Below are 20748 nucleotides of genomic sequence, written 5' to 3'. Positions count from 1 at the left end.
CTTGAGCAGATAGCCCACGCCCCGGCTGGACGCGGCCAGCAGTTCGGTGGCGTACCGCTCCTCCACGTACTGCGAGAGGACCAGCACCCCCTACGGGAACGGATGCGGCACCTGCCGCAGCTCCTCCTCCCGCAGCGGAGCCGCCGTCATCCCCGCCCGGTGCGGAGCCGTGCGCAGCCGGGGCATGTGCGGTGCCCGCTGCCGCAGCCAGCCGAAGTCGATCGGCAGCAGCCCGGGAGCGAGCGTCGCCACCGTGCGCAGCCCCATCCGCCGCTGCTCGGGAGTCGTCTGGTCGACGGCGACGACATCGCACCCCGCCCCGGCCAGCAGATCCCGCAACAGCAGCAGATCGTCCCGGAGATCACCGGTACGCGGGCGCGACTCCTCCCACTCGGCGAACAGTTCAGCCGGTGCCGCCGTGCGCGGCGGGTCCAGATAGCCCCGCGCGTGCTCCCGCATCGCGGGCAGCCCGAACAGCGCCGCGTGGTCGGGCAGCCGTTGTACCAGGTCGAAGTCCTCCACCATGGCGGCGAGTTCGGCGGGCCGCTCGGCCACCTGGCCCGGCAGATGCGGGATGTACGTCAGGATCTCGGACACCGCCGACTCCACGGCCGTCTCCGGGTCGAAGGACGCCCCCGCCGCGAAGGCGAGGGTGCCCGGCCCGTCGTCGCGCCGTACCGCGAGGCCGGTCACGACGGGCACCGGGAGGTCCACCCGGTTGTCGAAGACATGCACGTCGTAGCCCTGGAGCGCGGCCCGCGCGACCATCGACCGCACCCGGGGCCCGGCCACCGCCGACAGGTCGATCTCGGGCAGCGGAAGGTTCCCGTACCAGCCGAGCAGGAAGGCGTCCCGCTCGACCAGTTCGAGCAGCCCGAAGAAGACCGCCTCCTCCCAAGTGCCGCCCGTCGCACAGCCGTTGGAGCACTCGAAGACGAAGTTGTCCGCCCGGTTGCCCTCGCTGTAGTACACCAGCCGGGCCGGGACCAGGACTTCGCGCCCGTCGCGCAACGACCAGCCGCTCACCCACGGGATGGGCCGGGCCGGGTCGAAGGGCTCGACCATCGGGTCCTCGGCGTAGGTACGGGCGTCGTAGAGCCCGCACGCGCGCGGGTCCAGGGCGCGGTCGCCCAGCTCCTCGAGGGAGGCGGTGACGACCGGCGCCCGATGACGCCGGTGCGTGCCCGCGTACCGCTCCAGGCCCTCCAGGAACGCCAACTCCCTGCTGCTCGCGAAGGAGTTGGACTGACCGCTCCAGGTGACGTCGGTGAGACCGGCGTACCCGCGCATGAAGACGCTGCCCGCGACCGGCGCCGTCGTCGGCGAGGTCACGTCGATCCAGGTGCCGCCGCCGAGCACCCCGCACACCGGGTTGGCGAGCCCCTTCACCGGGAGCGGATAGTCGGCCGCGCGGCGCAGCCGGTATGTGCCGGGGTCCGGCTTGGGCAGCGGGGAGGGCGCCGACAGCGTGGCCTCGGCCGCCGCGCGCGCCGTGTCCTCCTCGGTGAAGGGCCGGCAGTGCGGGCACATCGGCTCGGGCACCAGCGGGAAGGTGCGCACCCGCAGGGTCTCCAGGTCGAGCTCGGTGACCTGCGGCAGGGCGGCGTCCGCGCCCCGCGCCGTATGCCGGGCCGCGCCCGAGGCGATCAGCCGGTGCAGCGACCACACGGCGTCCACCGTGTGGTCGGGCAGCATGGGCCACTGCCCGGCCGCCGTCGTCTCGATCCCGGTCTCCAGCGCGTCCCGCTCGGTGCGGGTACGCAGCCGCTGGCGGCGCATCGCCAGACACGTGCCGCACGCGGCCGGGGTGTCCGGCGCCCCGCCCCACGGGCCCAACAGCACGGCCTGCGCGGTGAGATGGATGTCCGCCGGGTTCGGCGGCAGCTCGGCGCGGACGCTCTCGCCGAGCACGTTGGTGTCGCCGATCCGGGACACGGCGGGCGCGGGCAGCCCGGCCGCGCCGGCCCGCGCCGCGAGCCGGGCCTCCAGATCGGCCCGCGCGGCCTCCAGCGGCGCGGGTGCGAGGGCGGTCGTCATGTCCGGTTGCTCCAGCGGAAGATCCGGGTCGCGATGAGCCCGAAGACCGCGGCGAACACGACGAGTCCGAGGCAGTCGAGGCCGATGTCCCCGAGGTCGCCCCGGCCGCCCATCGCGTCGGTGAGACCGTCGTTGAGGTAGTGCAGCGGCAGCACCTTGGCGACCGTGCGCAGCCAGCTCGGCATCAGGTCGTCGGGGAAGAACGAGCCGGACAGGAACGCCATCGGCACCATCACCAGGTTGGCGATGGCCGCGACCGCCTCCGGGGTGTTCGCCAGGCTGCCGACGACCAGACCCATCGCCAGGAACGCGGTCACCCCGAGCACGAGCAGCGGAAACGCCGCCCACCAGGGGCCGTTCAGCTCAAGACCGAAGAACGGCAGCAGCGCGACGGCGGTGAACAGCAGCGTCTGCGTGAGCGCGACGGCCAGCGCCACCGTCCAGCGGGACGCGATCAGCGTGCGCAGCGGGGTCGGGGTGCGCCAGATCAGCCGGAGCAGGTCGTCACGGCGCTGCTGCATGAGGGAGAAGCCGACCGAGAACACGGCCGCGTTGCCCACGCCCCAGGACAGCACGCCCGGCGCGATGTAGTTGATGGACGCGAGCCCGCCGTCGACGTGCTGGCCCTGGAAGATCAGCCCGAACAGCACCAGGAAGGCCAGCGGGAAGGCGAAGGTGAAGAAGAGGGTCGTCTTGTCGCGCACGCTCGCGACATAGGTGGCCCTGGTCAGTGCGGCGTAGGCGCTCAACGGTGGTGCTCCGATCCGGTGCCGGTCAGCGAGAGGTAGGCGTCTTCGAGGGTGGGGGTGCGCACGGTGACCGAGTCGATGTCGACCAGGTCGCCCAGCGCGGGCAGCACCCGGTTGGGCACGGTGGTCTCCAGGACCAGGTCGTCGCCCTCCACGGCGGCCCGGTCCACCCCGTCCAGGGCGAGCGCGGCCTCGGGCGTCACCTGCCCGGCGGGCAGCAGCAGACGGGTCGGCGCGTGCAGGGCGCGGATCAGATTGCGCGGGGAGTCCAGCGCGACGAGCCGTCCGCCGGCGATGATCGCCACCCGGTCGCAGAGCGCCTCGGCCTCGTCCAGGTAGTGCGTGGTGCAGATGATCGTGCGCCCCTCCGAGCGCAACGACTTGAGCAGCTCCCACAGTTCGCGCCGCGCCTCCGGGTCGAGCGCGGCCGTCGGCTCGTCCAGGAAGATCAGTTCCGGCTCGTGCAGCAGCGCCGTCGCGACCGCGAGCCGCTGGCGCTGACCGCCGGAGAGGTGGTCGATCCGGGCGTTCTCCTTCTCGGTGAGCCCCACCCGCTCCAGCGCCGTCGTCGCGACCTCCGGGCCCATGCCGTAGAGCGCGGCGACCGTGCGCAGGTGTTCCCCGGCGGTGAGCCGGGCGAAGAACGCCGAGGACTGGGTCTGTACACCGATCCGTGCGAGGAGTGCGGTGTCGCGCGGCCACGGGCTCTGCCCGAAGACGCGCACGGTGCCCGAGTCGGCCTCGCGCATCCCCTCGACGATCTCCACCAGGGTGGTCTTGCCCGCGCCGTTGGGGCCGAGGACGCCGAAGAACTCGCCGTGCCGCACGGCGAGCGAGACGCCGTCGAGCGCGGTCAGATCGCCGTACCGCTTGGTCACGCCCTCCAGGGCGACGACCGTCTCCGTCTCGGCGGGGGGTTCCGGGTGTCCGGCGTCGGGCCGGGGATCGGTCTCGGTCTCGGTCTTGCTGTCGGGTGTGCTCATCTCGCCTTTCCTTGCTGTGTCCGGAGCGGCCGGGACGACCGCCGGGGCGGCACCTCCCGGCGGACTGTGGGGGTGGGGCAGGGGGGACGGCCCCGGGGGACGGTCGGTCTGGTGCGCGGCCTGCTTGGCGGGGGCCGCTTCCGGCGCCGCTTCCGCCGTCGCGCGCCGCTCCCGCAGCGAGCGCCCGAGCCCGCCCAGCGCCCACAGCAGCAGCACGGCCGCGAGGAGGAGGGGCGGCAGGGACCAGGCGAGCACCGCGTAGCGGTCCGGGAACATCGACCGCAGCGCGAGCCCGCACAGCGCGAGCAGCGCCGCGCTCTGTACGGCGGTCAGCAGCGCGAAGCCGCCGTAGAGCAGCCGCAGTTGTACCGGGTACGCGGTGACGCCCGGCCCCCGCCGGAAGACGCGCCGTACCGCGAGTGCGAGGAACGTCCGGCTGCCGCCCGCGAGTTCGACGACACCGAGGGCGTGGGCGAGCGCCTTGTAGCCGTCGAGCGGCGGCAGCGGGAGGAGGTTGGCGAGGCCCAGCACCGTGCCGAGCAGCAGCAGCGCGCCGAGCGCGGAGCGGCCGTCCGCGCCGGCCGGGAGGAGCGCCCATATTGCGTAGAACGGCACCAGGAAGAGGAGGTTGGCGAACGCCCCGGCGCAGGCGGTGGCCACCTTGCGGGCCCGGCTGCCGAGGAACTGCACGTCCTCCACCTCGCAGTAGAGGTAGGTCGCGAAGCAGAACCAGCGCAGCCCGATCTCGGTGACCCTCCCGCCCCAGGCGCGCGCGAACAGCCCGTGCGCCAGCTCGTGCAGGGCAAGACCGCACCACAGCACACACCCGACCGCGAACAGCAGCACCGGCTGCCGCGCGGTCTCCTCCGTCTGCCGCCACAGCGTGCCCGCCTGGACGACGACGGCGACGAGGACGCCCACCGCCAGCGCGGTGAGCACGGAGAGGACGGCGGGGCGGCGGGCCCACGCGGTCGCCCCGTGCAGCCGGTCCATCAGCGCGGGCGCGTCCGCGACCATCCGGGTGCGCCCGGCGAGAATCCCGTTCGGCGGATGCTCGGGACCGGGCGGCGGGCCGGCGGCCGGCGCGGGGGAGTTCTCCAGCAGCCCCCGGCCGTGCAGCAGCCGCAGCAACTGCCCCCACTGCGCCTCGCCCAGCCGCGCCCCGAACTCCCCGGCGTACTCCTGCCCGATCTCGGCCAGCGTGCGGCTGCCGTCCAGGCGGCTGATCAGGAAGTGCTCCTTGGGGCCGATCTCCAGGCGGCGCCCGGAGCGCGGGTCCTTCAGCAGATGGACGCGGGCCGCCCCTCGCACGAGGGCGGGCCCCTGAACGAGGTCGGGCCGCACCCGGGGTCTCGCGGCGAGGAAGGTCTCGGTGGTCACGCCCCGCCCTCCGGCTCCGGACACGCGCCGCCGTCGCCCGCCGCGCCCGCGTCGTCCCGCGCCCCGTCGCGCAGGGCGCGCGCGAGGACGTACGACAGGAACGCCTCGTCCCGCACCGTCATGCTCAGCCGGTTGTTGGTCATGTGCATGTACGGCGAGAGCAGCATCGGCAGCGCCTGCGCGGGCCCCTCGGGGACGATGTCCCGGGTGCCGTCGTACGACCGGAAGACCAGCGCGCCCTGCTCCGCCAACTCCGCTGCTCGGTCCCGGAGTTCGGCGCAGTGCTCGGCCCAGCCGCGCAGGAACGCGGGGAGCTTCGCCGGCTCGCCCTCGGCTACGGCTTCTCGAATCTGCCGGAACCGTCCCGGCAGGCTCGTGCCCATCGCGGTGTACGCGCGGTCGTAGCCGTCGTCGGCGGTGTAGTTGGTGGTGCTGAACGCCCGGTTCCAGAAGGTGTGGTAGCGGTCCAGGAAGTCCAGCAGGGCCTTGTCGTCCCGCAGGAACGTGCCGGACATCACCATCATCAGCTGGGCGGAGAGTCCCAACAGCACGGTGCGCACATGGAGGTTCATCGTGCGCGCGGCCTCGATCACCAGGTCGCTGGAGCGCTGGAAGTGCCACTCGGCCAGCTCGATCCCGGCCGGGCCGCCGTACTTGCCGTACTCCGGCTCGTAAGGCCGGTCCTCGAAGCTGTTGTTGGGCCGCAGCAGCATCTTGCCGTCCGGCCCCAGATATTCCGAGCGCTCCTCGTCGCCGAACTCCAGCGTGAACAGCGTCTCGTAGAGGTCCGCGAAGAAGCCGTCCTTCACCTCGTACAGCGCGGGCCGCTCCCGCAGGAACGCGGCCAGCGCGGTGTGCGCGCGCTCCCGTACGGTCTCGGCGTCGGCCGCCCGGGCCGGCTTGAGGCGCAGCCGCAGATGCGGGCCCTCCAGCCAGTAGTTGATGAAGAAGTACCCGGCGAGCAGGCCCTCTTCGGTGAGCGCGTCGACCAGCGGGCGGACGCACTGCAGGAGCAGCGGGCGGGGGCTGGCCGCGTAGAAGACGTGCACGGCCAGCCACTCGCCGGGGGCGTCGGCTCCGGCGGCCGGTCCGGCTGCGGCGGAGGGTCCGGGCGCGGCGGAGGGTTCGGTGGCGGAGTCGGTGGAAACGGTCATCGGGGTCCGTCCTCTTCGGGCCGTCCGGCCGGGCCGGGGAGCAGTTCTACGGCGAGTTCGGCGACGTGCCGGCCGCGCGGGGAGGTGACGTGCAGCTCGTCCTCGCCGGGGAGCATCTCCTCGAACACCGTCCGGGCGCGTTTCCCGGCGAGGAGCCCTTCGAGGGCGGTGAGCGAGAGGGGGCTCTCGAAGTCGACGTACTGCGGCTTGGAGCCGCCGAACCAGGCCGGGGCGCCCCCGGCACCGGACTCCTCGTGGACGGTCGCGAACACCCGCACGGGCAGGCCGTGTTGCTCGCGCCAGCGGTGCCAGTTCAGATACCACTCGCCGTCCGTCGTGCCCGGCGCCCGCAGCGGGAGCGAGCCGTCCGCCGCCGTCCAGGAGCGCCGCTGGAGGACCAGCGCGTGATGGCGTACGCGCGGCCTGCGGGTCACCCCCGCCTCGGCCGGCCCCTGCGGCACCCCGCGCCACACGTCCGGCACCGCGCGGGAGGTGGGGGAGAACAGGAGCAGGGTGCGCGGGATCTCGGGCAGCACCATCGGGACCAGATAGCCGAGGTAGACCGGGACGACCTCGCGGTCCAGGCGGCGTGAGCGCAGCAGCAGCCGGTCGGTGGTCTCGTCGTGCACGGCGTAGAGGTCGTCCAGGTGGAGGCGGGCCTCCTCGGGGGCGGTGCTGTGCTCGCCGGGGCAGACGATCTCGTGGCCGGTGAGCCGCCCGTGCAGATTCAGGTTGGTGGTGGCGGCACCGGCGGTGACCTCGGCGAGCACGGCGCCCGGCGGCAGGGTCGCGGCCAACTCCTCGCGCAGGGCGTCGGTCAGGGCGGGTGAGCCCTCGCCGTCGAAGCAGTGCGTGAAGCGGGTGAAGGGGAAACTCAGGCCGCCGTAGGAGTTGTTGAGCACGGCGAGGGGATCGCCGTCGCGGCGGGCGAGCTGGAGGAAGTGGCTCTGCGGGGCGAACGCGGGCGCGGCGGAGCCGAGGTGGGTGGCCGCCTCGTCCACGGTGGCGTCGTCGAGTACGAACTCCTCCGCGTCTTGCGGAAGTTCCGCCCAGCTCGCGCGCACCCGGGCGGTGAGTGCCGCGCGGGCCCGGTCGACGGCCGTGATCTCGGGCATCCCGAGCCAGTTCTCCTCGGGCGCGTGGCTGCCGTCGGGAAGGTAGCCGTCCTTGGCCGAGGTGAACTGGAGATACTGGCGGAAGATGTCCTCGTGGAAGTCGTGGACCAGGCGCAGCAGGTCGTCGCAGCGGCCGCCGCGTCCGTATCGGGCCAGGAAGAAGCCCTTGAGGGTGAGCCGTTGGGGGAGCGCCACGTCGAAGGCGGGCAGTACGCGCCCGATCGAGCGCAGCGGCCCGTCCGCCAGCGCGGTCCACTCGGCGAGGCCGGCCGTGGTGGTTCCGGCGGAGACGTCCTCGTAGAGCAGGGTCTGTGGGAGCACGGGTCGTTCTGCTCCCAACTCGGTTTGCAGGGACAGTAGTTCGGTGCGCAGGCCGGAGAGTATCGCGCGCCGGGCGGGCACGTCCGCCGACGGATAGCCGGCGATGGCCGCGGCCGGGCCGTCCAGCCGGGCGGCGAGCGCGTCGGCCCATGGCAGCCCGAGTCCGCGCAGCGCCTCCTGGAACGCGGCCAGCGGGTCGGGGCTGTGCACGCTGGTCTCCAGCGCGGGCAGCCGCAGCATCCCGAGGTCGCGCAGCGCGGCGAGGTAGTGCTCGGCCTCCTCGGCCCCGGCACCGGTGGTCTCCGCCAGCCAGCGGGCCAACTCCCCGTGGGTCAGAGGGGTTTCCGCGTCGCGCAGCAGGTCCAGCATCCCGTCCAGGGCGCCCTGGCGGCGCAGGAAGAACAGTCGGTCCTGCGCGGCGTCGAAGCTGACCGGCGCACTGTCGTCGCCCGCCGTCACGGCCCGGCGGACATAGCGCACCCGGTCGTCGTCCAGCTTCCAGCCGGAGGCGAGCGCGACCGGCAGTCCGGCCCGGCGCTCCGGGTCGGCGGTGATCAGCTCCGCGAGCCGGGCGAGGACGACCACGTTGAGCCGGGGGTGACTCGTCCAGGCGTCCCCCACGACGGTCTCGGCGGCCTCTGACGAGAAACGCCCGAGCGCCACACCGGTCAGCGTGCTGAACGGGCTGGTCTTGCAGGCCGTCCGGTAGAGGTACGACAGCAGCGAGCGCTCCATCTTGCGGGCCCGCTTGCCCGGCACCGGCGCCGGATCGGCGGCGAACGCGTCGAGCCGCTCCTCCAGCGTGGGCGAGGCCAGCAGCAGGCCCCGGCGCAGCCGGTCGTCCAGCGCGAGCCCGCGCAGTGCCGCACGGGTGCGGGCCAGCCCGTCCGCGACGATCTTCTCGCCCTCGGCCCGCAGCTCCTCGAACCGGACGCGGGCCTCCAGCCAGGCGGCGAGGTCCGCCCCGGTCGTCCCGTCAAGACCCTCGGCCAGGGCGCGGGCCGCGTCCAGATCGCCCGGGAGGCGGTTGTTGAAGACCTGCCGCCGCAGCGCGAGCAGGCGGCGGCGCAGCGCGGCGTCCTCGGCCGCGCCGACGGCGGCGGACAGCGGATCGCTCAGCCGGGCGCCGAGGTCACGCAGCCGTGCCTCCTCGGCGGCCGTCCGGGCGGCCCAGCCGGCCACCTCGGGCGCGCGCAGCGCCTCCACGGTGGTCACGGGCAGACCGGCCACGCGCAGCATGAACCGGCGGTGCAGGCGCGCGGATCCGGCGGTGCCGGGGGTGTCCTGCGCGGTGGTGGCGGTCGGGCTCATACCGGGCCCCTTTCGTCTGTCGGCCGCTCGTCCGTCGACCGCTCGTCTCTGGGCCGCCCGAAGTGCCGGAGCACCGGGGAGGCGTACGGGGCGCGGGTCACGGGGCGACGATGTCGTAGCGGTAGTCGGCGGGACGGCGGCCCTCGTCGCCGATCATCATGATGAGCAGCGGGATCTCGCCCCGGCCCGCGCCGCCGAACTCCTCCGCGTACGACACGCAGTCGAAGCCGAGCGCGACCCCGCAGCCCGTTCCGGCGGCGGACGCGGCGGTGTACACGGCCTGGGCGGTCGCGCCCACGGCGGCGTTGACCAGCCGGTATCCCCGGTCGCCCACCGCGTCCATGACGGCGTGCGTGCGCGCGACCGGGACCAGCACGGCGGCGGCCTGCTCCAGGTTGTAGTTGGCCAGGAAGTAGTTCTCCTGGAGGAAGGCCCCGAAGGACCCCGCCCGCATCAGCACCAGCTCGCCGGTGTCCCGGTCGTACTCGTACAGCCCCGGCGGCACGTCGCGCACATGGTTCACGAAGACGTGCAGCCGGGTGAGCGGCGGCGCGCCGGGCGTCTCCACGTCCGTGTCCAGGTCGCTCCCGGCGACGGCCGAGGCGAGGACGGCAGAGAGCGTGGCCGGGTCGAGCGGGGTGCCCGTGAACCGGCCGAAGCTGCTGCGCCGTTCACGCAGCGCCCGGCGCACCGGGGCGTCCAGCGGCGCGGGTCCGGGCAGCGCGAGGCGCTCACCGGGTCCGGCGGGAGCGGCGAGGGCCGGTTCCAGGACGCCGGGTGCGGGGCGGTCGGCGGCGCCCTCCAGGGTGGCGGCGTGGATCCGCCGGAGCGTCGGGAAGGTCATCGTCCGCCGCGACTTCTCCGTGGGCACCTGCCGCACCCGCGCCCCGGACACCGGCCCGGCGGGCTCCTCGGGCGCGGCACCGGCCCAGCGCAGCGGCACCACCGCGAACACCCCGTCCTCCTCGGGGTCGAACCCCAACAGGCGCCCGATGCGCGGCTCGTCGAACCAGAACGCGCCGCCCAGGCTCAGCCCGTGCGCGCGGGCCCACATCCGCCAGGTCTGCAGCAGGGCGCCGATGTCCATGGTGATCGCGTGGTAGCAGAAGCTGTTGTACTTGAAGGCGTTCTGCCAGAACGTCACGCCGAGCACCAGGAACTGGTCGGTGTCCGCCGCCTCCGCCAGGCCGCCGAGCGCGTCGCGCACCTCGCCGGAGACATCGCCCGCGAGGAGCCGGGTCAGCCGGTGGTGCGGGGTGTCGTAGTAGTAGACCCCGGGGCTGAGCGGGCCGCTCGCGCCGCTGACCCAGTGCACCCCGATCGGGTAGAGCCCGCCGCCGGAGGCCGTGCCGCGCGACCAGTTGGCGTGCGTGTGGAACGGCAGCGAGCCCAGGTCGGAGTTGGCCTGCACGGCGAGCCTGCGCCCGGTCAGGCCGTAGGAGTCCCGGAGCATCGAGCCGAGCAGCGGCAGCGTGAACGCGCCGGTGCCGGGCTCCCCGAACAGGCCCCGGCCGAGCGTCGCGTCCTCGGCGCAGCCCCCGTCGGGCAGCGGGAAGGACGGCGCGCCCGGGAAGTGCTTCCCCTTGCGCGGCCGGTCGGCCCAGTCGGGCACGAAGTCGGCCGGTTCCATGGGCGTTCTGCCCCGCCGCATCACCGCGGTCGCGTACTCATGGGCGTATCCCACGGTCACTCCCTCTGTCTGCATCGTCTGCGTCGTCTGCATGTCTGCGTCGTCTGTGGGGGCGTCGGCGGCTCGGGCCGGCGCCGGAGGAGGTACGGAAAGGCCGGTCAAGGGAAGGGATGCGGCGCGGGGTTGAGGTCGTCCGGCGTCAAGTCGTCCGCCCGCAGCCCCGCTTCGCACAGCGCCGTCCGCGTACGGGGCATCAGCGCCGCACGCTGACGGCTCCACCCGAAGTCGATCGGGATCAGCCCTGGGACCAGCACCTTGACGGTGTGGAAGCCCAACGGCCGCTGTTCCGGAGCGGTTTGGTCGACCACCACCACGTCGAATCCCTTACCGGTGACGGCCGCGACGCATGCCGTCACGTCCTCGCGCAGATCCGTCGCCGGACGCGGCGCGCCCTCGGCCAGCGAGGCGAGCGGCACCCGCTCCCCGTCGTCCCGGCCGCGCAGCAGGAAGTCGGTGTACCGGCCCATCTCGGGCAGCCCGTACAGCAGCGGATGGTCGTGCAGCACGCGCACCTCGTCGAAGTCGGCCGCCATGCGGCGCAGCCGGATCTCCTCGCGCGCGGTGCGGCGGCGCAGGTTCACCGAGTCGGTGGCGATCTCGCACAGCCCGCCCGCGAGCGCGTCCTCCGGGTCCAGCGAGGCACCCGCACCGAAGCACAGCAGCCCCGGGCCACCGTCCACGCGCTCGGCGACCGCCGTCACCACCGGCACCGGGAAGGTGATCCGGGTGTCGAAGAACCGCGCCCGGTAGCCGTACATCGCCAGCCGGTCCACCATCGCGCGGGTCGCCGTCCTGGTGCTGCTCGCCGGGTCGATCTCGGGCAGCCGTACCCGGCCGAACCAGGCCAGCAGGAACGCGTCCCGCTCGATGGTCTCCAGCAGCCCGTGGTGCACCGCCTCGGCCAGACTCCCGCCGGACGCACAGCCGTTGGAGCTCTCCTGCACGAAGCGCCGGCCGATGCCGCCGGGCGCGTGGTAGTACGCGACCACCTCCGGCACCAGCACCGGCCGTTCGTCGCGCAGCGACCAGCCCCACACCCAGGCGATGGGCCGGTCCGGCGCGAAGCGCGGCGCGCCGGTGCCGAGGTCGTAGAACGAGTCGGCGTACAGGCCCGTCACGCGCGGGTCCACCGCCGTGTCCCCGAGTTCCTCCAACGTGGCCGTGATCACGGTCCGTTTGGCGCGGGCGCGCATTCCCGCGTACCGCTCCAGGCCCTCAAGCAGGCCGACCCGTACGCTCGTTCCGTAGGCGCCGGTGTGGCCGCCCCAGTAGCACTCGCGCAGGTAGGCGCCGGACCGCGTGGTGAACGCGCCCACCGTGGACGACGTGGACGCCGACGCCAGGTCCGGCGCGACCGAGGGCCCGAGCATCCCGGTGAGCGGGTTGACGAACGCCTCCAGCGGCAGGTCGTACGCCTCGATGGGCCGGGTGCGGAAGCCGTCCGGGTCGTGCTTGGGCGAGGGGCCGAGGACGATCCGGGCCCCCTCGGCGGTGTCGTCCGGCCGCCGCGAACACGCCGGGCACTCGCCGTCCGGGACCAGCGGGAACCGCGAGACGTGCAGGGTCTCCAGGTCGAGGAGCCACACCCACGGCCGGTGCGCGGGGCCCGGCCGGCGGGCCGCCGCCGTGACCAGCGCGGCGAGCGCGTCCACCGTGAACGCGGTGCGCCACGGCGGCACCCCGGTCGCCCGGGTCTCCTCGCCCCGCTCCAGCGCGTCCCGCAGGAACCCCGCGCGCACCGCCTGCCAGCGCCGGGCCAGACACCGCGGACAGCCGGCCGCCCCCGGCGGGGTGACCGGACCGACCACGGCGTGATGCCCGTACAGCCCTACGGGTACGACGCCGGGCGTGAACTCCCTCGCCTCCGAAGCCAGTTCGTTCCGCACCCCGAGCTGCGTCACCACGCAGGGCGGAGTCCCCGGGCGTGCGGCGAGGTCGGCGGTGAGCGCGGCGCACACCTCGTCCCACGGCTCGCACGCCACCGGATCGGCCACGGCCGCCGTGGCCTCAGCCTTGGTGCCCTCCGTGCTGTCCGCCGAGGTGTCCGCCGTGGTCTCAGTGGGCACGAGACTCCCCGCCGGTCAGCAGGACCCGGGCCACGTGGATGTCGCCCGCGGCGAGGTCCGGCGCGGCGACCGGCACCGCGAACGCGTCCCGCCCCTTGGCGGCCAGCCCGTCCAGCACAGCGGCCCACGTCGTGCCGGTCTCCCCGAGCGGCACGGCACCGGAGGCCACCAGCGTCGCCGCCTCCAGGTCCGCCCACACCGGGTCGCCGGTGTCCGGGCCGGCCCCGGCGCGGCGCAGCTGCTCCGCGCCGAGCAGGTCGCGCAGCGCCTCCAGCACGGCCTCGCGCGGGCGGAGTCCGCCGCCGAGGGCCCAGTGCGTTTCCCCGCTCTCCGGATCGGTGAACCGGGCCAGGACGACAGGGAGTTGGCCGTCCGAGCCGGTGAGGTCCAGGACCTCCGCCGTGACGCCCAGATTCTCCGCCGAGCGCAGCAGGAAGAGCAGCTCGGGATCGCCGGCGGGCGAGCCGAGGTCCAGCGCACGCACCGGAGTCGCCCGCCGGACCGCGCGGCTGAGGGCGTCGTACGCGAGGGCGGTGCGCAGCGCGCGGGTCAGCGCGGCACGCGGGCTGCCGCCCGCGCCCGTACCGGCCGAGGTGCGCTCGAACAGCCCCCGGTCGTTCCAGCCGCCCAGCGTGCGCGCCGCGCCCGTGGGGACCAGGACCGTCCGGCCGTCCAGCAGCGAGACGGCCTCGCTCCAGGCGGCGACCCGGTCGGCGGGCACGTCCAGGCCGCTGGAGACGGCGAGTTCCGCCGGGGCCACCCGGGTCCACTTGCCCGCAGCCGCCTCCAACGAGGCGGGATCCACTATGTGGGGCGGCACCACGTGCTCCGCATATACCTCGGCCGCCCGGAAGAGCGCCGCGAGACGTGCGCCGGCCACATGGTGCACATCGGCGGCGGACACCTCGCGGACCCGGCCCGGCGCGAGACCGAGCCGTACGGTGCTCAGCTTGAGCGGGGTCTGCTCCCAGTCGTCGTCGGCGTACGCGGTGAAGACCCCGGCCGCCGCGTGGACCAGCACATCGCGCCGCTCCAGCTCGGTGAGCGCGGCCTTGGCGGCGGCCTCGTCGGCAGCGCCGTCGGCGGGAAGGACGGCCGCCTCGTCGTCGGCGTGGGCCTCGCGCAGCAGGTCGCCGGTGACGGCGCCGGCCTCGGGGGCCGCCTCGGGGGCCGCGCAGAACGGGCAGCGCGGGTGCGGCAGCAGCGGCTCGGTCAGCACGTCGAGCGAGTCCAGGTCCTGGACGACGACCTGCCCCCGGGTCTCGGCGGGGAGCGCGCCGGTGACCAGGCGGAACACCTCGAAGGCGAGGAGGTTGCCGAGCATCCCGGCGAGGGGCCCGGCGAGCACCCGGTCCGGGGTGCCGAGCGGCGCGGCGGGTCCGACCGAGGCCCACAGGTCCGCGCTGTCGGCGGCTTCGGCCCCCGCGCCGAGCCGCAGTGCCGCGCAGGACCAGCAGCCGGGCGTACCGGCGGTCATCGCCGGGCCCACCACCGCGCGGTCGCCGAAGGTCCAGGCACCCAGGAGCCGGCGTCCGGCGGGTATGCCCTCGGTGAGCAGCCTGAGGAGCTGCCGGGGCGCGTCGGGGCCGGTCACCAGCACGGTGTCCCAGCCGTCCAGGTCGGCCCAGCCGTAGGTGCCGTCGGCGGACTCCGGCAGGCGGTCCACGCGCGGCGGACAGCCCGCCTCGGTCAACTCGACTGCCTCGGCGTCGAGTTCGGTGGTGCCCTGCACGCCGTGGAGTTCCCGGCTGAGCACGGCGGGAGCGGGCCCGTCGCCGACGGCCACGGCCTCGCAGCCGTTGCGCAGCAGACCGAGCGCCGCCCAGCGGGCCAGGGCGTCGGAGCCGAGCACCGCGACCGGGGTCGAGCGGAAGCGCAGGAAGCGGCCCGCCGCGTCGTCCGCGTAGTGGTCCAGATAGTCGACCTGATGGGCGAAACGCTTGGCCACCTGCGGTGGAAGCGGATCGGGCGCGGGCGCGGGTCCGGCATCCCGGGCGAAACCACGCGCGTAGAGTGCGCGCACGAGTCCGTGGACCATGGCGCGCTGCTTGTCCCCCAGGCCGGTACAGATCTTGTCGACCTGCCGTTCGCCGTTGAGATGGGGCACGATCAGCGAGGCGAAGCGGTAGGCGTTCTGGGTGACCACGTTGAAGCCGCCGTGGGCGTTGTGGAAGAGCACGCCGTCCGGGGTCTGGGTGAAGAGCACGTCCCTGCGGATGCGGGGCCGGGACCGGGCGATCTCCTCGGGGGTGGCGGGAGCCTGGGCCATGCTTGCGGTACCTCCGAAAGACGAGGGGGGACGACGGTCGGCCGGGGCCGACTAGGGCGGGTCCATCGGGTCGTGCGGGTCGTGCCGGTCGGGCGGGTCGTACGGGTCGGGCCGGTCGGGCGGGTCAGGCGGCGCCGGCCCGGGAGCCGGCGCGGCGGCGGGGGCCGTGGCCGGGAGGCTGGTGCCGGCCGCCTGGACGAAGAGCCGCAGCAGGTCGTGGACCCGGTAGCGGCCCGGCGGGTCCTCCTCCAGCAGTCCGGCGTCCACGAGCGCGCGCAGCACCAGGTCGCCGGGCGCCGGGGGAGAGGCCCGGCCGAGACCGGGCGGCGCCTCGCCGGACGCCGAGGGCGGCACCCCGGAGGCGGGCAGCGCGGGCCGCTGACCTGACGGTTCGCCGCGCAGCACGGCCAGCTGGAGACCGCGCAGCGCGGGGCCGGGCTCCACGCCCAGTTCCGTGGTGAGGTGGGCGTGGATACGGCGGTACTCGGCCAGCGCCTCGGCGCGGCGGCCCGAGCGGTACAGCGCCTCGATCAGCAGCGCGGAGAGCCCTTCGTGCCCCGGCTCGGCCCGTACCGCCTCACGTGCCTCGGCGATCATCTCCCGGTGCCGGCCCAGGCGGAGTTCGCCGTCGAAGACCCGCTCCACGGCGAACAGCCGCTCCTCGGCCAGACGCGGCACGTGGTCGCGGTGCAGCTCGTCGGAGTGCACGTTGCCGAGCAGCGGGCCCTTCCACAGCCGCAGCGCGGCCCGGCCCAGCCGCAGCGCCTGCTCGGGGTCCTCGGCGGCGGACGCCCGGCCGAGCAGCCCCCGGAACTGGAGCAGGTCCAGCGTCTCGGCGTCGGCGTGCAGCCGGTAGCCGCCGGGTACGGCCTCGACGGCGCCGTCGGCGACGCCGTACTTGGTGAACAGCCTGCGCAGCCTCAGGACGCAGGTGTGCAGGGCGGAGCGGCCCCCGGCCGGCGGACGGTCGCCCCACACGACGCGCTGGAGCAGTTCGGCGGAGACGACGGCGCCCGGGTGCAGGAGCAGGGCGGCGAGCAGGGACGTGGGCCTGGACGGCTGGAGTACGACCGTCTCGTGGCCGTCGGTGATGGCCAGCAGGCCGAGGACGAGGAAGCGGGGGCGGCCGGGGTGTGCCACGGCGGCCAGTCGCTCGGGGAGGGCGCCGTCGGGCGCGTGGACACCGGTCTTCACCACAGCCTTTCGCATCGCACGGTGAGTGATGCACCAACGGCTTCGCAAGACATGACACTTGTTCACATCCGGGGTGGAGGTTGTGAACAAGTCCCCTGCCGAGACGGGAACTTAGAAGCGAACGGGTCATCCCGTCCAGTGGTTGGCGCGAAACAACTGGTTACATCTGAGGTGGAAGGGCCTTTCCGCGCTTCGGTGTTGGCGAGTGGTCCGTCAGGGCATACCCTCCCGGTGGAGCCACGCGGCGCTCCCCGCAAGGCCGCACAGGGGAGGAACCATGTGGTGGTGGGTACTGGTCCCGGTCGTCTCGATGATCACCGGTCCGGTGGTCCTCTATGTCCTCAAGAGCCGTAAGCGCGCGGACGACGACACCGAGGAGCGCTACGACGAACTCTCCCGCAAGTACGACGAGTTGCTGGAGAAGACGGAGTCGGGCGAACCGCCGGCGACGGGGGAGCGGCGCCCGCGCGCGTGAGGCCCTGATCCGCCGGTCACAATGAGCGGATGTCCGACGAGGTCACCCTTTTCACGCTGCCGCGCGGAGCCACGGGGTTCCGCGACCGGCACGACGACCCGCTCCCCGAGACGGATCGGTCCGCCTTCCGCACCGCCCTCCACGCGGCCGCCCGGGCCGGCGGAGCAAGAGTGCGGGAGGTGACGGAACAGCGATACCCCCGGAACTACCACAGCGCGACCGTCACCGACCGTGCGGGCGAGTGGACCGTGCTCTGTCACCTCCATCACCCGTGGATCGCGTTCGCCGATGAGCTTCGCGACGTGGGTGTGAGCGGCTTCGTGGCGCCGCCGGGCTGGACCGCCGCCTTCTCGGACGCCGGGTTCACGGTCCTGGGCGCCGGTCTCCTCATGTCGCCGCTCTCCACGGTGGACACCTCGGCGCTCACCGCGTTCGACCGGGACGAGATCCGCCACCACCGCGCCGGCACCGTCGGCGACGTCCTCTTCAACTCCTGGGACTGAACTTCGGCTCCTGGGACCGAACCGTCCTCACGCCGGGGCGTGTTCGCTCATGTACCAGCCGTCGACCCGGGGGCCGACCAGGTCGGCGGGCCAGCCCGCCGTCGCGACCGCCGCGTCGTAGACCGCGTCGCCGAAGGCCACGATGGCCTGGTGCGGGTCCGCGGCTTCGCGGAGCTTGGACCACGGGAGGATGACGAGGCCCGCCTCGGGGTGCCAGGCGGCGCCGTCCACGCCCCAGGAGCGGCCCTCCAGGCCCTCGGGCTGGGGCCAGATGTAGGCGTACATGCCGATGTCCAGCGGGTTGCCGCCGCCGCTCTTGGTGTTGTCGAAGGAGAAGCCGACCGACACGTACTCGTAGAGCTGGGCGTTGCGCATGAACGGCGGGCCCTGGGACGGGGGAGTGGTCGGCTTGGCGCGGAAGCGCGTGGCGGAGAGATCGAAGCCGCCCCACATCAGGCCGACGCGCGGCCGGTGTCCCAGGTAGGGGGCCTGCCAAGCCTCCAGGCCGTCCGCGGCGAGATTGAACGCCTCCCACATGTGCCGGGCCGGGTGGGCCGACCAGACACGTTCGGCGCGGTCGTCCTCGAAGGCCGGCGGGGAGCCCGGGATTTCGCAGATCAGCGAGCTGTGCGGGGCCGGGATGCCCAGGTGCGCCGCCGCGTCGCAGAAGTGGGCGTAGAAGTCGGCCACCGAGGTCCGCGACAGCGACAGCGTGCGCGCGCCGTCGTCGGTCTCGATCACCACGTCGCCGTCCAGCAGCCGGTAGTGCACCGTGAAGGTGACCCCGTCCCGCCGGTACACCGGAGTCGTCAGACCGCGTGGTGTGACGGTGAGGACGATGTTGCCCCAGCCGACCTGGAAGGGGTCGTCCAGGGCGTACTTGCCCGCGATCTGCACGACCCGGTTCACGTACTCGATCATGGGGGCGAGTTCCGCGTGGTCCAGCACCGGCCACGCGTCGGAACGTGCGCTCACGGAAGCCTCCCGGCGTTTCGGGGGTTCGGTTCGGGTCTGGGACGGAAGGAGTCGGCCCGGCCTCGGCATCGGCCCGCGCCGCGTCTCCATTTTCCCACGGTCACCCGGGCCCCGCCTGTGCTCCGGCGGGGCCCGGGACGCCGTCCGGTTTGGTGCCGGGCCGGGTGAGCGTCCTGCTGGTTCCCGTGTCCGGGCTGGGTGAGCGGGCCGCCGGTTCCCGTGTCCGGGCTGGGTGAGCGTCCTGCTGGTTCCCGTGTCCGGGCTGGGCGTGTGCCCCGCCGGTTCCCGTGCCGGGGCTGGGCGTGTGCCCCGCCGGTTCCCGTGCCCGGGCTGGGCGTGTGCCCCGCCCGGCCTGGGCGAGCGCCCCACCGGTTCCCCCACCCGGGCCCGGCCGGGCGCGCCGCCCGTTCCCCCGCCCCGCCCCGCCGACCCGTTCCGATCGCCCGCCCCGCCCGCCCTGCCGTATCGCCCCCGCCGTGCGACCATGGCGGACGTAGTGGCACACGGGGCGCGCAGGGGTGTGCCGTCGGTGCCGGAGCCGCCGCGCGGAACCGCGCGGGAGAGCCGGCCACCGCCCCGGGGGACCGCCGCGGCCCGCCGCAGCCCGCCCGCTCCCCGCCGCCCCGCCGCAAGGACCGCCCCCGTCAGCGAGTCCGGGAGGAACCCAGCATGGCGTCGTCCGACACCACCGGTACGTCACCGGCCGCCGGCACGGACCCGGCCGCCACGGACCAGGACCCGCCCGGCGCCACGGGGATGCAGTTCGGCATCTTCACCGTCGGGGACGTCACCGCCGACCCCACCACCGGACGCACCCCCACCGAGGCGGAGCGCATCCAGGCCACCGTCGCCATCGCGCGCAAGGCCGAGGAGGTCGGACTCGACGTCTTCGCGACCGGCGAGCACCACAACCCGCCCTTCGTGCCGTCCTCGCCCACCACCCTCCTCGCCTACATCGCCGCCCAGACCGTGCGCATCATCCTGTCGACCTCCACCACGCTGATCACCACCAACGACCCGGTGAAGATCGCCGAGGACTTCAGCGTGCTCCAGCACCTCTCCGGCGGCCGCACCGACGTCATGCTCGGCCGGGGCAACACCGGCCCGGTCTACCCCTGGTTCGGCCAGGACATCCGCGCGGCCCTCCCGCTGACCGTCGAGCACTACGACCTGCTGCGCCGCCTGTGGCGCGAGGAGACGGTGGACTGGGAGGGCAAGTTCCGCAGCGCGCTCCAGGGGTTCACCCTGGCCCCGCGCCCGCTGGACGACGTGCCCCCGTTCGTCTGGCACGCCTCCATCCGCACCCCCGAGGTCGCCGAACTCGCCGCGTACTACGGCGACGGCTTCTTCGCCAACCACATCTTCTGGCCCGCCTCGCACACCAAGCAGCTGGTCAACCTCTACCGGCGACGGTTCGCGCACTACGGCCACGGCACCCCCGAGCAGGCCATCGTCGGCCTCGGCGGCCAGGTGTTCATGCGGCCCAACAGCCAGGACGCGGTCGACGAGTTCCGCCCCTACTTCGACAACGCCCCGGTCTACGGCCACGGTCCGTCCCTCGAGGAGTTCACCGAACAGACCCCGCTGACGGTCGGCTCACCGGCCCAGGTCATCGAGAAGACGCTCAACTTCCGCAACTACGTGGGCGATTACCAGCGCCAGCTGTTCCTCATGGACCACGCCGGCCTCCCGCTCAAGACGGTGCTCGAACAGCTCGACCTTCTCGGCGAGGAGGTCGTACCGGTGCTCCGCAAGGAGTTCGCCGCCGGCCGTCCCGCGGACGTACCGGCCGCCCCCACGCACCGGTCGCTGCTGCGCGCCCGCCGGGCGGAGGAACGGGCGGCGAAGGAAGCGGCCGACGGCGGCGGCGAGTCGAGCGACGACGAAGGGAACCCCGAGACGCGATGAAGATCACCATCATCTCCGGCGGCCTGCGCGAGCCGTCCTCCACCCGGCTGCTCGCCGACCGCCTCGCCATGGCCGTCACCAAGGACCTGGAGGCGCAGGGCGAACCGGTCGAGCTGTCCTACGTCGAACTGCGCCCGCTGGCCCACTCCATCATGGACGCCATGCTCACCGGGTTCGCCGGAGGGGCGCTGGAGGCGGCGTTCGAGCAGATCAGGGAGTCGGACGGCGTCATCGCGGTCACGCCCGCGTTCAACGCCTCCTTCAGCGGGCTGTTCAAGTCCTTCTTCGACGTGCTCCCGGAGGAGACCCTCTCCGACATGCCCGTCCTGATCGGCGCGACCGGCGGCACCGAACGCCACTCCCTGGTCCTCGAACACGCCCTGCGCCCGATGTTCTCCTACCTGCACGCCATCGTCTCGCCCCGCCCGGTCTACGCCGCCACCGGCGACTTCGGCGCGCAGAGCGGCACGGGCCTGGGCAACCGCATCACCGAGGCCGCGGCCGACTTCACCCGCGTGCTCCGCTCCTGCGGACCGCGTTCCCGGCGCGACGCGGCCGAGGACGAACTCGCGGCGATGCAGCGCCTGTTGACCGGCGAGCCGTAGACACACCCGCCCG

The 20748-nt window shown here is 73.9% G+C and carries 14 protein-coding genes and 1 pseudogene; 4 read left to right on the top strand and 11 right to left on the bottom strand.

The features are described 5' to 3' along the window. The 10 genes and pseudogenes from AB0898_RS21830 to AB0898_RS21785 all read right to left on the bottom strand — a co-directional run. A pseudogene (locus AB0898_RS21830) lies at positions 1–90 on the bottom strand (DNA-binding response regulator); the annotation flags it as partial. After that, positions 91–2037 (bottom strand): TOMM precursor leader peptide-binding protein, encoded by a 1947-nt coding sequence (locus AB0898_RS21825; protein ID WP_366804599.1) that lies wholly within the window; start codon positions 2035–2037, stop codon positions 91–93. Next, positions 2034–2786: an ABC transporter permease gene (locus AB0898_RS21820; RefSeq protein ID WP_199587762.1), complete on the bottom strand. Its 753-nt coding sequence runs from the start codon at positions 2784–2786 to the stop codon at positions 2034–2036. The genes AB0898_RS21825 and AB0898_RS21820 overlap by 4 nt, the downstream gene beginning before the upstream one ends. After that, entirely contained in the window at positions 2783–3769 is a 987-nt protein-coding gene (locus AB0898_RS21815) for an ATP-binding cassette domain-containing protein (RefSeq protein ID WP_407078382.1), read from the bottom strand. Before AB0898_RS21815 ends, AB0898_RS21820 begins: the two co-directional genes overlap by 4 nt. Positions 3770–5145: 1376 nt before the next feature. Beyond that, positions 5146–6303, bottom strand: a complete 1158-nt coding sequence (locus AB0898_RS21810) for a lantibiotic dehydratase C-terminal domain-containing protein (protein ID WP_366804598.1) — start codon at positions 6301–6303, stop codon at positions 5146–5148. Beyond that, positions 6300–9050 (bottom strand): lantibiotic dehydratase, encoded by a 2751-nt coding sequence (locus tag AB0898_RS21805; protein ID WP_366804597.1) that lies wholly within the window; start codon positions 9048–9050, stop codon positions 6300–6302. The genes AB0898_RS21810 and AB0898_RS21805 overlap by 4 nt, the downstream gene beginning before the upstream one ends. Before the next feature lie 97 nt (positions 9051–9147). Then, positions 9148–10734 (bottom strand): SagB family peptide dehydrogenase, encoded by a 1587-nt coding sequence (locus tag AB0898_RS21800; protein WP_366804596.1) that lies wholly within the window; start codon positions 10732–10734, stop codon positions 9148–9150. Between the two features lie 104 nt (positions 10735–10838). Further along, positions 10839–12806: a TOMM precursor leader peptide-binding protein gene (locus AB0898_RS21795; protein ID WP_407078378.1), complete on the bottom strand. Its 1968-nt coding sequence runs from the start codon at positions 12804–12806 to the stop codon at positions 10839–10841. Continuing rightward, on the bottom strand, positions 12796–15075 hold the full coding sequence (locus AB0898_RS21790) for a TOMM precursor leader peptide-binding protein (RefSeq protein ID WP_366804595.1): 2280 nt from the start codon (positions 15073–15075) through the stop codon (positions 12796–12798). Before AB0898_RS21790 ends, AB0898_RS21795 begins: the two co-directional genes overlap by 11 nt. A 51-nt stretch (positions 15076–15126) precedes the next feature. Then, entirely contained in the window at positions 15127–16284 is a 1158-nt protein-coding gene (locus AB0898_RS21785; protein WP_366804594.1) for an AfsR/SARP family transcriptional regulator, read from the bottom strand. Positions 16285–16546: 262 nt separating this feature from the next. On the opposite strand from AB0898_RS21785, the gene AB0898_RS21780 reads away from it, so the two are divergent. Both AB0898_RS21780 and AB0898_RS21775 read left to right on the top strand, forming a co-directional pair. Continuing rightward, positions 16547–16744 carry a hypothetical protein gene (locus AB0898_RS21780; protein ID WP_366804593.1) on the top strand — a complete coding sequence of 66 codons (198 nt, stop codon included), beginning with the start codon at positions 16547–16549 and terminating at the stop codon, positions 16742–16744. Positions 16745–16773: 29 nt separating this feature from the next. Continuing rightward, positions 16774–17247, top strand: a complete 474-nt coding sequence (locus AB0898_RS21775) for a hypothetical protein (RefSeq protein ID WP_366804592.1) — start codon at positions 16774–16776, stop codon at positions 17245–17247. Between the two features lie 27 nt (positions 17248–17274). Here the strand turns inward: AB0898_RS21775 and AB0898_RS21770 are convergent, their stop codons facing one another. Then, complete coding sequence (locus tag AB0898_RS21770; RefSeq protein WP_366804591.1) at positions 17275–18222, bottom strand: DUF5996 family protein; 948 nt, start codon at positions 18220–18222, stop codon at positions 17275–17277. A 756-nt stretch (positions 18223–18978) separates the two neighbouring features. Between AB0898_RS21770 and AB0898_RS21765 the strand changes: the two genes are divergently transcribed. Beyond that, positions 18979–20130 (top strand): LLM class flavin-dependent oxidoreductase, encoded by a 1152-nt coding sequence (locus AB0898_RS21765; protein ID WP_366804609.1) that lies wholly within the window; start codon positions 18979–18981, stop codon positions 20128–20130. Further along, on the top strand, positions 20127–20735 hold the full coding sequence (locus tag AB0898_RS21760) for a CE1759 family FMN reductase (protein WP_366804590.1): 609 nt from the start codon (positions 20127–20129) through the stop codon (positions 20733–20735). Before AB0898_RS21765 ends, AB0898_RS21760 begins: the two co-directional genes overlap by 4 nt. The last annotated feature ends 13 nt before the right edge of the window (positions 20736–20748 follow it).

Origin of the sequence: Streptomyces sp. NPDC005435, assembly GCF_040703155.1 — a bacterium.
GTDB lineage: Bacteria > Actinomycetota > Actinomycetes > Streptomycetales > Streptomycetaceae > Streptomyces.
Note: the sequence above shows the minus strand (reverse complement) of the source record. Positions and strands in the feature narration are given on the sequence as shown.

What these genes read in the sequence shown, in the direction of transcription:
- AB0898_RS21825 (WP_366804599.1), bottom strand. Translation starts at nt 2,037, where the DNA reads ATGACGACCGCCCTCGCACCCGCGCCGCTGGAGGCCGCGCGGGCCGAT.
- AB0898_RS21815 (WP_407078382.1), bottom strand. Translation starts at nt 3,769, where the DNA reads ATGAGCACACCCGACAGCAAGACCGAGACCGAGACCGATCCCCGGCCC.
- AB0898_RS21810 (WP_366804598.1), bottom strand. Translation starts at nt 6,303, where the DNA reads ATGACCGTTTCCACCGACTCCGCCACCGAACCCTCCGCCGCGCCCGGA.
- AB0898_RS21805 (WP_366804597.1), bottom strand. Translation starts at nt 9,050, where the DNA reads ATGAGCCCGACCGCCACCACCGCGCAGGACACCCCCGGCACCGCCGGA.
- AB0898_RS21790 (WP_366804595.1), bottom strand. Translation starts at nt 15,075, where the DNA reads ATGGCCCAGGCTCCCGCCACCCCCGAGGAGATCGCCCGGTCCCGGCCC.
- AB0898_RS21785 (WP_366804594.1), bottom strand. Translation starts at nt 16,284, where the DNA reads ATGCGAAAGGCTGTGGTGAAGACCGGTGTCCACGCGCCCGACGGCGCC.
- AB0898_RS21780 (WP_366804593.1), top strand. Translation starts at nt 16,547, where the DNA reads ATGTGGTGGTGGGTACTGGTCCCGGTCGTCTCGATGATCACCGGTCCG.
- AB0898_RS21775 (WP_366804592.1), top strand. Translation starts at nt 16,774, where the DNA reads ATGTCCGACGAGGTCACCCTTTTCACGCTGCCGCGCGGAGCCACGGGG.
- AB0898_RS21765 (WP_366804609.1), top strand. Translation starts at nt 18,979, where the DNA reads ATGCAGTTCGGCATCTTCACCGTCGGGGACGTCACCGCCGACCCCACC.
- AB0898_RS21760 (WP_366804590.1), top strand. Translation starts at nt 20,127, where the DNA reads ATGAAGATCACCATCATCTCCGGCGGCCTGCGCGAGCCGTCCTCCACC.